Source organism: Hydrogenophaga sp. SNF1, from assembly GCF_034421675.1.
GTDB lineage: Bacteria > Pseudomonadota > Gammaproteobacteria > Burkholderiales > Burkholderiaceae_C > Hydrogenophaga > Hydrogenophaga borbori.
Map to the genome: position 1 here is coordinate 766,666 of NZ_CP139793.1, position 15,064 is coordinate 781,729.

Annotated in this window: 13 protein-coding genes; 7 read left to right on the plus strand and 6 right to left on the minus strand. The window is 71.2% G+C overall.

Going from position 1 to position 15,064, the window contains the following annotated elements; translation table 11 throughout:
* Positions 1–246: 246 nt before the first annotated feature.
* The 7 genes from SOM08_RS22470 (at position 247) to SOM08_RS03720 (ending at position 7,167) form a co-directional block, all read left to right on the plus strand.
* Positions 247–663 carry a hypothetical protein gene (locus SOM08_RS22470; protein ID WP_416186992.1) on the plus strand — a complete coding sequence of 139 codons (417 nt, stop codon included), beginning with the start codon at positions 247–249 and terminating at the stop codon, positions 661–663.
* Entirely contained in the window at positions 660–1,841 is a 1,182-nt protein-coding gene (locus SOM08_RS03695) for a sensor histidine kinase (RefSeq protein ID WP_116958495.1), read from the plus strand. The genes SOM08_RS22470 and SOM08_RS03695 overlap by 4 nt, the downstream gene beginning before the upstream one ends.
* Before the next feature lie 130 nt (positions 1,842–1,971).
* The gene (locus SOM08_RS03700; protein ID WP_116958494.1) at positions 1,972–2,973 is read left to right on the plus strand and encodes an ABC transporter substrate-binding protein; all 1,002 of its coding nucleotides are present in this window, start codon (positions 1,972–1,974) and stop codon (positions 2,971–2,973) included.
* A complete protein-coding gene (locus tag SOM08_RS03705; protein ID WP_322470083.1) occupies positions 2,970–5,618 on the plus strand; it encodes a PAS domain-containing protein in 2,649 nt (882 codons plus the stop codon). Before SOM08_RS03700 ends, SOM08_RS03705 begins: the two co-directional genes overlap by 4 nt.
* On the plus strand, positions 5,615–6,061 hold the full coding sequence (locus tag SOM08_RS03710; protein ID WP_116958492.1) for a response regulator: 447 nt from the start codon (positions 5,615–5,617) through the stop codon (positions 6,059–6,061). Before SOM08_RS03705 ends, SOM08_RS03710 begins: the two co-directional genes overlap by 4 nt.
* Positions 6,062–6,090: 29 nt before the next feature.
* Entirely contained in the window at positions 6,091–6,525 is a 435-nt protein-coding gene (locus tag SOM08_RS03715) for a universal stress protein (RefSeq protein WP_116958491.1), read from the plus strand.
* 135 nt (positions 6,526–6,660) lie between these two features.
* Positions 6,661–7,167 carry a hypothetical protein gene (locus SOM08_RS03720; RefSeq protein WP_147326197.1) on the plus strand — a complete coding sequence of 169 codons (507 nt, stop codon included), beginning with the start codon at positions 6,661–6,663 and terminating at the stop codon, positions 7,165–7,167.
* A gap of 75 nt (positions 7,168–7,242) precedes the next feature.
* On the opposite strand, the gene SOM08_RS03725 is transcribed toward SOM08_RS03720, so the two are convergent.
* From SOM08_RS03725 to SOM08_RS03750, 6 genes are all read right to left on the minus strand, one after another.
* Positions 7,243–9,522 (minus strand): ATP-binding protein, encoded by a 2,280-nt coding sequence (locus SOM08_RS03725; RefSeq protein ID WP_116958489.1) that lies wholly within the window; start codon positions 9,520–9,522, stop codon positions 7,243–7,245.
* The gene (locus SOM08_RS03730) at positions 9,519–10,049 is read right to left on the minus strand and encodes a hypothetical protein (protein WP_245980875.1); all 531 of its coding nucleotides are present in this window, start codon (positions 10,047–10,049) and stop codon (positions 9,519–9,521) included. Before SOM08_RS03730 ends, SOM08_RS03725 begins: the two co-directional genes overlap by 4 nt.
* 25 nt (positions 10,050–10,074) lie before the next feature.
* A complete protein-coding gene (locus SOM08_RS03735; protein ID WP_116958488.1) occupies positions 10,075–11,172 on the minus strand; it encodes a protein-glutamate methylesterase/protein-glutamine glutaminase in 1,098 nt (365 codons plus the stop codon).
* Positions 11,173–11,289: 117 nt separating this feature from the next.
* On the minus strand, positions 11,290–11,940 hold the full coding sequence (gene cheD / locus SOM08_RS03740; protein ID WP_116958538.1) for a chemoreceptor glutamine deamidase CheD: 651 nt from the start codon (positions 11,938–11,940) through the stop codon (positions 11,290–11,292).
* A 73-nt stretch (positions 11,941–12,013) separates the two neighbouring features.
* Positions 12,014–12,946 carry a CheR family methyltransferase gene (locus tag SOM08_RS03745; protein WP_322470084.1) on the minus strand — a complete coding sequence of 311 codons (933 nt, stop codon included), beginning with the start codon at positions 12,944–12,946 and terminating at the stop codon, positions 12,014–12,016.
* A gap of 2 nt (positions 12,947–12,948) precedes the next feature.
* Entirely contained in the window at positions 12,949–15,054 is a 2,106-nt protein-coding gene (locus tag SOM08_RS03750; protein WP_116958487.1) for a chemotaxis protein CheA, read from the minus strand.
* Positions 15,055–15,064: the final 10 nt, after the last annotated feature.

A 15,064-nucleotide genomic window follows, 5' to 3' on the forward strand; every position in this document is an offset into this window, starting at 1 on the left:
GCAGGCGCTGGCGGGCCCCGACGGGGCCGTGGCGCCCCCGAGCGCGCCGGCCCCGCTGGCCGCCGTGGCCGACGACTGGCCCGAGATCGATGGCATCGACGGCGCGCAGGCGCACCGCCGCCTGGGCGGCGACGTGGCGCTGCTGCGCCGCAGCCTGCGCCGCCTGTTCGACGAGTTCGCACCGCTGGCCGAGGAGCCCCTGCCCGCCGCCCTCGCGCCGACGCGCGCCAGGGGCTGGCCGCGCGCGTGCACAAGCTGCGCGGGGCCGCCGGCCTGGTCGACGCCCTGGCCCTGCACCGCCATGCGGGCGTGGTGGAAAACGCGCTGCGCGACGGCCAGCCGGCGCAGTCCCTGCAGGCGCCCTGGCGCGAGCTGCAGGCCAGCCTGCGCCGCCTGCGCCTGGCGGCGGGGGCCTGGCTGTCGCAGGCCGGCGCTGCCGCGCCCGGCGACAGCGCCGAGCCGCCCGCCAGCGACGAGGCGCTGCGCCGCCTGCACGAGCTGCTCGCGCGCCACGACCTCGACGCCCTGAGCCTGTTCGACACCCAGGGCGCCGCGCTGCGTCGCCGCCTGGGCGACGCACGGGCCTCGGAACTGGAAAACCACATCGGCGCGCTCGACTTCGCGGCCGCCGCCGAGCTGCTGCAGAGGGAGCTGGCCACATGAACGACGCCGCGCTGCCCGACATCCTGATCGTCGACGACGACCCCGGCATGGTGCAGGTGCTGGCCAAGGCGCTGCGGCCCCTGGGCCGGCTGCGCTTCGCCATGCATGGGCAGGACGCGCTCGAGCGCATCGCCAGCGCCGTGCCCGACATCGTGCTGCTGGACGCCCAGATGCCCGGCCTCTCGGGCTTCGACGTGCTCGACGCGATCAAGGCCAACCCGGCGCTGGTCGACCTGCCGGTGATCATGGTCACCAGCCACGCCGAGGCCGATTTCGAGCAGGCAGGCCTGGAGCGCGGTGCGGCCGACTTCATCGCCAAGCCCATCCACCCACCGGTGGTGCAGGCGCGCGTGCGCACCCAGCTGCGCCTGAAGCAGGCCAACGACCAGCTCAGGCAGATGTCGGCCGCCGATCGCCAGAACCTCGCGGTGGCGATGGTGGAGCTGCGCGAAAGCCACGCCAGCCTGCAGCGCACCGCCGACGAGCTGCGCCAGGCCAACGACAGCCTGGTGCAGTTCGTGCGCATCGCCTCGCACGACCTGCGCGAGCCGCTCAACACCATCGCCCAGTTCGTGGGCCTGATCGACGAGGACCACAGCGCCCAGCTGCCGCCGGAGGCGCAGCGCTACATGCGCCTGGTGCTGCGCGCCAGCGCACGCATGCGCACCCTGCTCGACGATGTGGTGCGCTACGCGCGCCTGCAGGCCGGCGAGACCGACGAGCCCACCCTGGTGCCGCTGGACCGCGTGATGGCCGAGCTGCGCGACGCCCTGGCCGCGCGCATCGCCGAGACCGGCGCCGAGCTCCACATCGACCCGCTGCCCGTGGTGCCGGGCCACGCCAGCCTGCTGTCGCTGCTGTTCCAGAACCTGCTGACCAACGCGCTGAAGTTCGTGCCGCGCAACCGCGCGCCCCGGGTGAGCGTGAGCGCCTGCCTGTCGGACGGCCGCGTGAAGGTCTCGGTCGGCGACAACGGCATCGGCATCGCGCCCGAGCACGCGGGCCGCCTGTTCCAGCCCTTCCAGCGCCTGAACCTCAAGAGCGAGTACGAGGGCACCGGCCTCGGGCTGGCGGTGGCCCGCCAGGTCGCCGAGGCCCACGGCGGCTCGATCGCCGTGCGACCGAACGCGGGCCAGGGCGCGGTGTTCGAGGTGCTGTTGCCGCTGCCGCCGGACTGACCAGGGTCGGGGGCGTCGGTGGAAAGTACTCGCGTCGGGCGCCCGCGACGCCTGCGCGGCTTCCCCAGCGAGATTTGTTTCAGAAAGTGACAGGCTCGGCCGACAATGCGGGCTGATACGGAAGCGGGGCATGAACGATCAGGGTGGCCGACACACGAAAACCTGGCTGGCGCGCATGGGGCGCGCCGCTGGCTGCGCCGTTCTCCTGCTGCTGGCGGGGTGCATGGAGGTTCCCCAGCCCCCCCTGGCCGTGGGCACGAACATGCGCGTGGGCGCCGATCCGCTGGTGCTCGCGAGCGAGCGGGGCCTGGTGGACCCGGGTCGCGTCAAGGTGGTGGAGCTGGCCTCGGGTTCGGAGGTCCAGCGCGCGCTCAACAACGGCCTGCTCGACGCGGCCGCGCTCACGCTGGACGAAACCCTGCGCCTGGTGGACGCCGGCGTGGACCTGCGCATCGTGGCCCTGCTCAATGCCTCGCAGGGCGCTGACGTGGTGGTGGCGCGGCGCGACATCGAGTCGCCGCGCGACCTGCGCGGCGAGATGGTGGCCGTGGAGGACACCTCGGTGGGGGCCTTCATGCTGCAGCGCATGCTGGGCAAGACCGGGCTCACGCGCGCCGAGGTCCGGGTGGTCAATCTGGAGGCCAACGCCCACCTGGACGCCCTGCGCGACGGCCGCGTGGCGGCGGCGGTGAGCCATGCCCCGCTGTCGGGCGCGCTGATCGCCGCGGGGTACCGGCCCATCTTCAGCAGCCGCGCCATCCCGGGCGAGGTGGTCGACGTGATGGTGGTGCGCGCCAGCGTGCTGCGCGCGCGGCCCGAGGCGGTGGATGGGCTCCTGCGGGCCTGGGCCGCCGGTCTGGCCGAGGTGCACGCCGATGCCACGCGCGCCGCCGCCGCGCTGTCGCCCGGCACCGGCCTGAGCACCCTCGAGTACGTGGGCGCACTGCGGGACGTGGCCTTCATGCCGCTGGACGTGTCGCTGGAGCAGCTCACCGGCCCCTCGGTGGCGCTGGAGGCCCGGGCGCGCTCGGTGGGCGGCGCGCTCATGGACGTGGGCCTGCTGCGCCGCATGCCGCTGCTGGTGGACCTGGTCGACACCTCGGCCCTGCGGCGCGTGGTGAGGCAGCCATGATCGGCCAGGCCGGTCGCTGGATGCCGCAGGGCCGGTGGCTGGTGCCGCTGCTGCTGGCGCTGTTCGCGCTGCTGACGGCCGGCACCAAGTACGTGGTCGGCATGCGCCAGGTCGAGGCCGAGGTGACCGAGGCCGAGACGCGGCGCCTGCGCGAGCGGCTCACCGTGGAACAAAGCCGCCTGAACCTGCAGGCCGATCCGTCCAATCTGTCGTTCGCGCGCGGCGTGGTCGGTGGCCTGGGCCTGTACAAGGGCATGCGCGCGGCCTGGCTGCTGCGGCCCGACGGCCAGGTGCTGGCCTCGCTCACGCGCGCCGACGTCGGCCGCGATTTCGCCGAGGTGGCCGCCGCCCGGCCCGAACTGCTCTACCTGGACACCCTGCCGCGCGGCGCGCTCGACCCGCTGGCCATCGTGCCGCGCTACTGGGTCGGCGGCCAGGAACTGGTGGGCGCGGTGCCGCTGAGCAACGGGCGCCGGCTGGTGGTGCTGGTCGACATCACCGTGCCGATGGCGCAGCGCCACGCGGCCTTGCGCGAGGCGATGCTGCGCGAGACCCTGCTGCTGCTGGCGCTGGCCGGCGCGTTGGGCCTGGTGCTGCACTTTGCGTGGTTCCGCCGCGCCGAGCACCTGGCCCGATCGCTCACCGACATGGGCGAGGGGCGCTTGCAGGCGCGCGCTGGCCTGCAGGGCTTCGACGAGCTGGCCCTGATCGGCGCCGCCGCCGACCGCATGGCCGAGCGCCTGGAGAGCGACCAGGCGCGGCTGCAGCACCTGCATGCCCTTGTTGATCGCTCCCCGGTGGTCGTCATCGAATGGGCCAATCAGCCCGGCTGGCCGATGACCTACCTCAGCCGCGCCGTGGCGCAATGGGGCTACGAGGCCCAGGATCTGCTCAGCGGCGCCATCGACTGGGACGACCTCGTGCACCCGGACGACGTCGAGCGCATGAACACCGAGATCGCGGCGCACTGGGCGGCCGGCCGGCACGAGTACCGCCAGGAATACCGGCTGCGCCGCGCCGACGGCGTCTACGCCTGGATCGACGACCGCACCTCGATCACGCGCCGCCCCGACGGGGCGATCGACAGCATCAGCGGCATCCTGCTCGACATCACCGCGCAGAAGGAGGCCCAGCTCGCGCTGCGCGAGCAAAGCGAGGTGCAGCGCCTGTTCTACGAGCTGCCCTTCATCGGCATGGCGATCTCCGACCCCGACAGCAAGCGCTGGCTGCAGGTGAACGACCGCCTGTGCGAAATCCTGGGTCGCCCGCGCGAGGAAGTGCTGCGCATGAGCTGGGCCGAGATGACGCCGCAGCCTGACCGGGAACGCAACATCGAACGGTTCGAGGCCCTGCGCGCTGGCCACATCGACAGCTACCAGCTGCAGAAGCGCTTCGTGCGGGGCGACGGCGGCATCGTGCACGTGGAGCTCGACGTGCGCCCCCTGCGCCTGGCCGACGGCACGCTGCACCGCCTGTTCGCCACCGTCCAGGACGTGACCGGCCGGCTGCGCGCCAGCGAGGCGCTGAGCGAGCAGAAGGGCCTGCTGGAACAGGCCGAGGGCCTGGCCGGCCTGGGCAGCTGGCGTTTCGACATGTCCGATGGCCGCGTGTGGTGGTCGGAGCAGATGTTCCGCAACATCGGGCGCGATCCGGCACTGGGCCCGGTGCCCACGCTGGACGCCTACCTGGACTGCATGCACCCCGAGGACCGCGACCGGGTGCGCGGCTTCATGCAATCGCCGGCGGAGGGCGACGGCGTGGCCCACGCCGAGTTCCGCCGCCACCCCGGGCTGGGCGAGGAGCGCTGGTTCCGCGCCAGCGTGGCGCGCCACCGCGCGCCCGAGGGCGGCTGGCGCTACTCGGGCACGCTGCTGGACATCACCGCCCTCAAGCGGGCCCAGCTCGACCTGCAGCGCACCAACGCCGAGCTGGAGCACCGCGTGCGCGAGCGCACCGAGCAGCTCAGCGCGGCCAACCGCGAACTCGAGGCCTTCACCTACACCGTCTCGCACGACCTCAAGGCGCCGCTGCGCGGCATCGACGGCTACAGCCAGCTGCTGGAGGAAGAGGCCGGCCAGCGGCTGAACGAGGAAGAGCGTGGCTTTGTGCGGCGCATTCGCCGCGGCGTGCAGCAGATGAGCGAGCTCATCAACGACCTGCTGGATTACTCGCGCATGGAACGCCGCGCCATGGACCCGCAGCCGCTGGACCTGGAGGCCACGGTGCGGCGCGTGCTCGACGAGTTCGGTGCCGACATCGAACGCAGCCGCGCCGAGGTGCGGCTGGCGCTGCCACCCTTGAGCCTTCGCCTGGACCGCGAGGGCATGGCCGTGGTGCTGCGCAACCTGGTGGGCAACGCGCTGAAGTTCGCGCGCGCCGGCCAGCCGCCGCGCATCGAGCTCGGCGCCAGCCCCGTGGAGGGCGGCCACCGGCTCTGGGTGCGCGACCACGGGGTGGGCTTCGATATGAAGTACCACGACCGCATCTTCGGCATCTTCCAGCGCCTGCAGCGCGCCGAGGACTACCCGGGCACCGGCGTCGGCCTGGCCCTGGTGGCCAAGGCCGTGCAGCGCATGGGCGGCCGCGTCTGGGCCGAGAGCGTGCCTGGCCAGGGCACCACCTTTTTCCTGGAGTTCCCCGCATGAACACCGCTCAACGCCCGGGTCCCCTGCCGCCCATCCTGCTGGTCGAGGACAACCCCATGGACCTGGACCTCACGCTGCGCGCCTTCAGCAAGCGCCAGTTCGCCAACCAGATCCAGGTGGCGCGCGACGGCGAGGAAGCGCTGGCCTGGCTGCCGCGCTGGGAGGCCGGCGAGTCCATGCCCGCGGTCATGCTGCTCGACATCAACCTGCCGCGCATGACCGGCCTGGAGGTGCTGCAGGCCTTCAAGCGGCACGAACTGGCGCGCCGCATCCCGGTGGTGGTGCTCACGTCCTCGCGGGATGACCGCGACCTCGGGAAGGCCTACGATCTGGGCGTGAACTCTTACATCGAGAAGCCGGTCAGCTTCAACAAGTTCATCGAGGTCGCCGGGCACATCGAGCTGTACTGGTGCGTATTCAACGAGCGCCCCTACCGGCCCTGAGGCCGGCCGGCGCCAGCAAGGAGACGGTCATGCTGCGCATCCTCATCCCCATCGACGGTTCGCCCGCTGCCATGGCGGCCGTGCGCCATGTGCTGTTGCTGGTGGGCCGGGGCCTGCGCGCGCGCTGCGTGCTGGCCAATGTGCAGGCCGGCGCCAACCTGTACGAAATGGTGGTGGCGCGTGACCCCGGTGTGCTGGACCGCGTGGCCGAGGAGGCCGGGCGCGACCTGATCAAGCCCGCGCAGCAACTGCTGGGGGCGGCCGGCGTGGCCGTGGACGTGGAAGTGGTGCACCAGGGCGACGTGGGGCCGGCCCTGTTGGACCTGGCCGAGCGCCACGGCGTGGACGCCATCGTGGTGGGTGCCGGCGCGCCGGGCCTGGCCGACCGCGTGCTGGGCTCGGTCACGCTGGACCTGGTGCAGAACGCGCGCGTGCCGGTCACCGTGGTGCGGGTCGAGGGCTGAGGCCGGGCCGCGCACCGCCTGTCGCGGCGCGGCCGATCGCTCGAAAAGCCCCTCAAGTCACCCCCAATTCCGCCGATAGGGTGTTCAGAACGCCGGGCTTGTCTGCGCCCGGCGACCGAATCATTGGGGGTGCCCATGATCCCGTCCCAACCGACTTCTTCCGTTTCCTGGTCCAGCACGGCCGCGCCGGTGGCCGCCTCGGTGCCCGCCGTGGTGGCGGTGGCGCCGTCGGCGCCGGCCGCGCGCGACACCCAGGCCAGCCTGGAGCGGGGGCCTGGTCGCCAGCCGCCCCAGGCCTCGGCGCGCGCGCCGGCCGTGGACACCGCGCCCGGCGAGCCGGTGCGACAGGCCGCCGAACTGGCCCTCAAGCGCGAGGTCGAGACGCAGCTGCGTGCCCAGGAGCTGGAGCGTGCGCGCCAGCGCCAGGAGGCGCAGCGCGACACCGTCGAACAACTGCGCCAGACCCTGCGCCAGGTCTGGGATGCCAGCGCCACCGTGGTGGAGCAGGCGCTGCAGCGCGAGGCCGACGCGGCGCGCGCGCAGGAGGCCGCGAGCGCGGCGCGTTCGAAATCGCTCGATGCCTACGAAGGCCCCGCCGTGGCGCGCGACCCGGCCGGCAGCCACGTGAGCCGGCGGGTCTAGTACCGCCCACAGCGCGCGCGGACCGTTGCCGGCCGCGGCGCGGTTGTCGTACCACCACCGCGCCCGCGCCCGCCCTCAGCGGGTGGCGAGCTCCTCGGTCTCGCTTGGGGGGAAGGTCTGCAAGGCCGCCTGGGTGTCGCGCACGTCCTCGTCCAGTGTCTCGCGCAATGCCCCCAGGGCCCGCACGTCGCCCGCCGTCCCGGCCTTCTCCAGGCGCGCGGCCACGTTCGCCAGGGCCTTGAGGCCCAGCAGCATGGCCGAGCCTTTCAGGCGGTGCGCGTGGTAGACGACCTGGGCCACGTCTTCCACCTGCAGCGCGGCCTGCAGCTCGGGCACCGTGGCCTCCTCCCCGTCGAACAGCATGTCCAGCAGCTCCAGAAGGGTTTCGCGGGGCATCATGGCGGCCAGTTGGCCGTAGATGTCGGCGTCGATCAGCTGATGCGGTTCACGTCCCGCGCGCGGCAGGGGCATCAGGGGGGCGGGCTGGGTGTCGGCGGCCTCGGCGAGCAGGCCGCAGCGGCGCAGGGCACGCCGCAGGTCGGCCTCTTGCAGGGGCTTGGGCGCGAACTGCGTGACGCCGGCCTCGGCCGCGAGCTTGCGCGTGTCGTTGACCACATCGGCCGTCACCATGATCACGGGCACCTGCCCGGCCTCGCCGGGCAACAGGCGGATTTCGCGCGTGGTGGCGATGCCGTCGAGCACCGGCATGTGGTAGTCGAGCACCACGGCATCGAAGCGCTCGTGGTGCAGCAGCTGCAGGGCCTCGAAGCCGTTCTCGCAGAACACCGCTTCATGGCCCATGCGCTCGACCAGCAGGTTGAGGTACTTCAGGTTGACCGGGTGGTCTTCCGCCACCAGCAGCCGCAGGCGGCGCAGGGGGGCGCGGCGGCGGTTCTCCCACGCCTCGTCGTCCTCGAACGGCACGCCGCGGGCGGCCTCGGCCGGTGCCTCGGTGCGCGGCAGGCTGAGCGTGACCACGAAGACCGATCCCCGGCCAGGCGCGCTGCGGACCGCGATGTCGCCACCCATCATGCGCGCGAGCGTGCGGGAGATCTCCAGGCCCAGGCCGGAGCCGCCCACGCGGCGGCGCAGCGAATTGTCGGCCTGGTAGAAGCGGGTGAAGAGCTGGGCCACCGTGGCCTCGTCCATGCCGATGCCGGTGTCCTGCACCGTCATGCGGATGCCATCGGGCAGCGAAGCGTCGGGCTCCAGGATGGCCTCGATGCTGCCGTGGGCCGTGAACTTCACCGAGTTGTTGACGAGGTTGAGCAGGATCTGGCGCACGCGCGTGGCGTCGGCCGCGACCCAGGGGGGCAGGCGCTCGTCGCACAGGCAGCTCAGGGCCACGCCCTTGTCGCGCGCCAGGGGCTCCAGCAGGCTCACGACCTCGTCGGCCATGGCCGGCAGGTTCACCGCCGTGGGCGACAGCTTGAGCGTGCCGGATTCGATGGTGGAGACGTCCAGGATGTCGTTGACCACGCTCAGCAGGTGCAGGGCCGAGTCCGAGGCCGTCTGCACGAAGTCGCGCTGCTGGCCGCTCAGGCGGGTGTCTTCCAGCAGCTTGAGCATGCCCAGCACGCCCTGGAAGGGGGTGCGGATCTCGTGGCTCATGTTGGCCAGGAACACGCTCTTGGCGTGGTTGGCCGCCTCGGCCTGGTCGCGCGCCGTGGCGAGCTCGTGGCTCAGCTGCTGCAGGCGCGCGAACTGGCGGGACTGTTCGCGGATGTGGCGCACCAGCAGGGCCACGAACAGCAGCATCACGCCCACCTGCAGCCCGGCCAGGGCGATGAGCAACAGGCTCTGGTGGCGCAGCTGCTGGTTGCGCTCATCCACTAAGCGGGCCACGGCGCGGTTGGCCTCCTGCGTCAGGTCGGCCAGCAAGGGGCTGAGGGCGCTCGCCCGGGTGTGCAGGCGGTCGAGCGCGGCGCTGTCCTTGAGCAGTGCGCTCGGGTCCTTGAACGCGGGCTCCGCCTCGCGCTGGAAGCCCTCGATCTCCTGCAGCACCGCGCTGAAGCCGGGCCAGGCGTCGAGCAGGTCGCGGCGGGGAATGTCGCTGAGCAGCCGGATGCGGCTGAGGAACACCTCATAGCGCTCGATCAGGTCGTCGGGCAGCACCTCGGGTGAGCCGTCCATGGCCTCCCGCAGCACGCCATCGAGCCGGGACAGCTCGCGTTCGAGCTGGTACGCCTGCCACATGATGGAGTCGACCTGGCGCGTGTCCGTGTCCTGCAGCATCTGCCACTGGCGCCACTGAATGACGCCCAGGGGGATGAGCGTGAGCGCGAGCAGGGCAATGACCATCAGGGTCCATTGCCGCATGCCCCAGGCGGCAAAGCCCTTGGGCGGGCCGTTCATTCGATGCTCATGCGCTTGAGTTGCCAGATCGAGCGCTCGTAGTAGGTGGAGGTGCGCAGCTCGGCCTTGTTGTCGAACGGGTAGACCACGAACAGCGGCCCCTTGTCCCGCACCGCCATGGGCTGGTCGTCGAGCAGGCGGGCCACGATGGCGCCCTGTTCCTTCGCATCCGCGACCGGAATGCGGATGGTGTAGTCGTTGATCGCGGTCGCGCTGACCGTGCCGCCCTGGGCCTTCACCGCGTCCAGCAGGTCGGACAGCAGCGGACCGGTGAACTTCACGGGCCGGTCGTACCAGGGCGTGCGGGTGGTGAAGCTGTGCTGGGGCAGCGCTTCGAGCATGGCCATGTCGAACACCGCGTCCTTGCCCTTGTTGGGCTGGCCGATGTGGCCGCTGATGGTGAGGATCACCCGGCCCTTGGGCTCGGGCAGGTCGCCGGCGTTGGCCAGCGGCGAGAGGGTGGTCAGCGCGGCCGCCAGGCCGAGCCCGAGCGCCACGCGGCGCGAGCAGGAGGTGAAACGAAACATGGGGGCTCCAGGGTGTGCATTGGCATCAGATGCGATGACGCACACCGGCTGGTGCGTTCGCGAGGCGGGCCAACACCGCCGGCGCGATCTGGTTGAGCGGCAGCACCTCGTGCGCCGCGCCGTGTTGAATGGCCATTCGCGGCATGCCGAAGACCACGCAGCTGGCTTCGTCCTGCACGTAGTTGTAGCTGCCCGCGTCCTTCATCTCGCGCATGGCGCTGGCGCCGTCGGCGCCCATGCCGGTGAGCATGATGCCGATGGCGTTCGGCCCGATCACGCGCGCGGCGGACTTGAACAGCACCTCCACCGAGGGCCGGTGGCGGTTCACCGGTTCGGTGTCTTCCACCACGGCCACGTAGTTCGAGCCGCTGCGGTCGATGCGCAGGTGGCGTCCGCCCGGCGCGATGTAGGCGTGGCCGGGCAGGATGCGCTGGCCGTCGCGTGCCTCGGCCACGCTGATCTTGCACAGGCCGTCCAGGCGGGTGGCGAAACTGGTGGTGAAGCCCGGCGGCATGTGCTGGGTGATGACGATGGCGGGCGCGTCGGCCGGCATCGGCACCAGCACCTCGCGGATGGCCTCGGTGCCGCCGGTGGAGGCGCCGATGCAGATGATCTTCTCGGTCGACAGGCGCGGCAGGGGCACGCTCGGGCGCGCGGGGGCGGCGGCGCCAGCACCGGTGGCGGCCGGCGCGGCGGGCGCCGGCGCGGCCAGGCGGCGCACCTGCGCGGCGGCGGCCACGCGGATCTTGTCCACGATGTCGCCCGCGAGCTCGTTCAGGCCCTGGCTCACGCCGATGCGCGGCTTGGCCACGAAATCCACCGCGCCCATCTCCAGGGCGCGCAGCGTGATCTCCGCGCCCTGTTCCGTCAGCGTGGACACCATCACCACCGGCATGGGGCGCAGGCGCATCAGGCGGGAGAGGAACTCCAGCCCGTCCATGCGCGGCATCTCCACGTCCAGCGTGATGACGTCGGGGTTGAGCTCGCGGATCATCTCGCGCGCCACCAGCGGGTCGCTCGCGGCGCCCACGCATTGCATGTCGTGCTGGCGGTTGATGATCTCGGCCAGCAGGCTTCGCACCAGCGCCGAATCGTCCACCACCACCACTCTCGTCTTCGCCATCTCAAACTTCCTCTCGAAGACCGGCACCTGGCCCTGGGGCAGCAGGGAACCGGCTTTGCCGGGCCTCGGGTGCCACCCCCTTGAGGGGGGGCGCGCGAAGCGCGGCGGGGGTGCGTGTCAAAAAAGATCGATGGAGCCGCCGGCGGTGCTCTTGACCACGGCCGCCGCGCTGCCTTTGCGTTCCTGGGTTTCCAGCGTCTCGGGCTGGGCGTGGGCCAGTCGCTTGACCATGGCCTTGCCCGTCACCGGGAAGAAGCAGACCTTGCGCGGGTGGATGTCCAGCACGTCCTTGGACACCACGGCGATGCGTTCGGTCTGCAGGTAGTCGAGCACGAACTTGGTGTTGCGCTCGCCCACGTTCATGGTGGTGAAGCTGCTCATCACCTGGCCGCCGCCGAACACCTTGGCCTGCATGGTCTCGCGCCGAGCGCCGAGCTTCATCATCTCGTTGATGAGCAATTCCATCGCATACGAGCCGTAGCGACCGCCCGAGTCGCTGCCGCCTTCGGGCAGCATGAAGTGGTTCATGCCGCCCACGCGCACGGACGGGTCCCAGATGCAGGCGGCGATGCACGAACCGAGCACGGTCATGATGACCAGGTCCTCGGTGCTCACGTAGTACTCGCCGGGCAGCACCTTCACCGCGTCGCTGCGGAAGTGCGGCTCGTGAAAGAAAAAAGAGGCCTCGCCGGGCTTGGGCGTGCGGGCCTTGAGCTGGTCCACGCGCGAGACCACGCCGGCGGCCGGCGTCACGCGCGGCAGCGCCATCTTCGACAGCGGGGTCAGGGGCGTCAGGGGCGTGACCAGGCCGGCGGCGCCCGCCGCGCTGGAGCGGGCAGGGCTATAGGCGCTCATAGACGGTCTTGCCGCGCAGGGCGAACAGGTGCCGCGCGTCGCTGAAGTTCTCGGCGTGGCCCACGAACAGGGTGCCGCCCGGGCGCATCACGCGGTGGATGCGCTCGAGCACGGCGCGCTGCGTGGGCGCGTCGAAGTAAATCATCACGTTGCGGCAGAACACCACGTCGAAGGTCTCGCGCAGCGGCAGCTCGTGGATCAGGTTGACCGGCTGAAAGCTCAGGTGCTTCTGCAGCTCGGGCTTGACGCGCATGTAGCCGGCGTTGGCGCCTTTGCCGCGCAGGAAGAAGCGCTGCAGCCGCTCGGCCGACAGGCCCTTGTTGCCATCGGTCTTGTAGACGCCGCGCTGCGCGGTGGCGAGCACCTTGGTGTCGATGTCGCTGTTGACGATGTCGTACTGGCCGTTGGCGCCCAGCGACTCGGCGCAGGTCATGGCGATGGAGTAGGGCTCCTCGCCGGTGGAGGCGGCCGCGCACCAGATGCGCCAGGCGTGCGTGGGCCTGGCGCGCAGCAGCTGCGCCAGGGCATCGAAGTGGTGCGACTCGCGGAAGAAGGCCGTGAGGTTGGTGGTCAGGGCGTTGATGAACTCCTGCCACTCGGCGCCGTCGTGGCGCTCGAGCCAGTCGATGTAGTCCTTGAAGCTGGCGTGCCCGGTCTCGCGCAGGCGGCGCGAGACGCGGCTGTAGACCATGGCGTGCTTGCCGTCGTGCAGGCTGATGCCGGCCTTCTTGTAGATCAGCGCCTTGATGCGCGCGAAGTCGGCGTCGGACCAGACGAACTCCCGGCCTTCGGCGACGGGGCCTTCCTCGGTCGCGACGAGCGCCGAGGCCGAACCGGAAAACACCGCGGAACCGGCTTTGCCGGGCCGCAGGTGTTGCCCCCCTGGGGAAGAGGCGCGCAGCGACGCGGGGGGATGCATGTTCAATGCCTGGAGCGGCGGACCAGGGACGAGGTGTCCAGGATCAGCGCCACCTTGCCATCGCCCAGGATGGTGGCGCCCGAGACGTTGGGCACCTTGCGGTAGTTGCTCTCCAGGTTCTTGATCACCACCTGCTGCTGGCCGAGCAGTTCGTCGACCATCAGCGAGACGCGCTGGCCCTCGGCCTCGACCACCACCATGATGGGGCTCGCGGCGTTGTGCTCGAAGCGCGGCACCGAGAAGATCTGCTCGAGCTCGACCACCGGCATGTACTCCTCGCGCACCTTCACCACGCGGGCGTTCTGTCCCATGGTGTTGATGTCGGTCGGCTTGATCTGGAAGGACTCGATCACGCTGGCCAGCGGCAGGATGTAGACCTCGTCGCTCACGCGCACCGACATGCCGTCCATGATGGCCAGGGTGAGCGGCAGGCGCACCGAGACGCGCATGCCATAGCCCTCGGCCGAGTCGATCTCGACCGTGCCGCCGAGGGCGGTGATGTTCTTCTTGACCACGTCCATGCCGACGCCGCGGCCCGACACGTCGGTGACCTGGTCGGCGGTGGAGAAGCCCGGCGCGAAGATCAGGCTCCAGACCTCGGGATCGCTCAGCGAATCGGGCGCGTCGATGCCCTTCTCGCGGGCCTTGGTCAGCAGCTTCTCGCGCGACAGGCCCTTGCCGTCGTCGCGCACCTCGATGAGGATGCTGCCGCCCTGGTGCGTGGCCGACAGGGTGATGGTGCCGGTCTCGCTTTTGCCCTTGGCGCGGCGCTCCTCGGGCATTTCGATGCCGTGGTCGCAGCTGTTGCGGATCAGGTGCGTCAGCGGGTCGGTGATCTTCTCCACCAGGCCCTTGTCGAGTTCCGTGGACTCGCCCTGCGTCACCAGCTCGACCTTCTTGCCCAGCTTGGAGGCGAGGTCGCGCAGCATGCGCGGGAAGCGGTTGAAGACCACCGACATGGGGATCATGCGGATCGACATCACGGCTTCCTGCAGGTCGCGCGTGTTGCGGTCCAGGTCGGCCAGGCCCGCCAGCAGGGGGTTGTTGGCGTTGTTGTTGTCCAGTTCGCGGCTCTTCTGCGCCAGCATGGCCTGGGTGATGACGAGCTCGCCCACCAGGTTGATGAGCTGGTCGACCTTGCTCACCGAGACGCGCAGGGTGCTCGACTCGAGGCCGGCGCCGCCCGCGGCGGCCGGGGCGGCCGCGCTGGCCCGGGCCTCGGCGGCACGCGTGTCGCGGGCCGCGGCGGCGCTGGCGTGCGCGCTGGGCGCGCCGGGCAGGCCGGGAGAGCCTTCGAAGAAGCCGTAGTCCTTGCCCTCGGTGGCCGGGGGCATGGGCACCTTGCCATGCACCACGTCGCCGGCCGGGTGGATCTGGATCTGCTCCTTGCTCACGTGGAAGGTGAACAGGTCCAGCAGTTCGTTGTCGCTGGCCGCGGTGCGGGCGCGGAAGACGCGCTTGCCGGGCTGGTCGCAGGGCATGGCCGAGACCGTGCCCAGGCCGGGGATGTCGCGGAACAGCTCGGCGATGCCATCGGCCTGCGCAGGGTTGTCGATCGGGCCGATGTGGATGTCGATCTCGCGTTCGGCTTTGGACGCGGGAGCGGCAGCCGCCGGCGCGGGGGCCGGGGCGGGCGCCGCGAGCACGGGCGCCGGTGCGGCCACGGGCGCGGTGGCGGCGGGCGCGTCCTGGCCCTGGGCCAGGGCGTAGATGCGCGCCACCAGGTTGCCGGTGTCGGGCGGGCTGCCCACGCCCTGGTGGGCGCCCAGCTGGCCGCGCAGCGCGTCGCTGGATTCGAGCAGCACGTCCACCATGGCGGTCGTGGGTTGCAGTTCGTGGCGGCGCAGCTTGTCCAGCAGCGACTCGGCCTGGTGCGTGAGTTCGGCCACGTCGGCGAAGCCGAAGGTGGCCGCGCCGCCCTTGATGGAGTGGGCGCAGCGGAAGATGGCGTTGAGTTCCTCGTCCTGCGCGGCGTTCACGTCCAGCGCGAGCAGCATCTGCTCCATCTGATCGAGGTTCTCGCCCGCTTCCTCGAAGAAGATTTGATAGAACTGGCTGAGGTCGATGTCGTTGCCGAGGTGTTGGCCCTCGTTCATCATGTCGCCCATGTCTTGACTC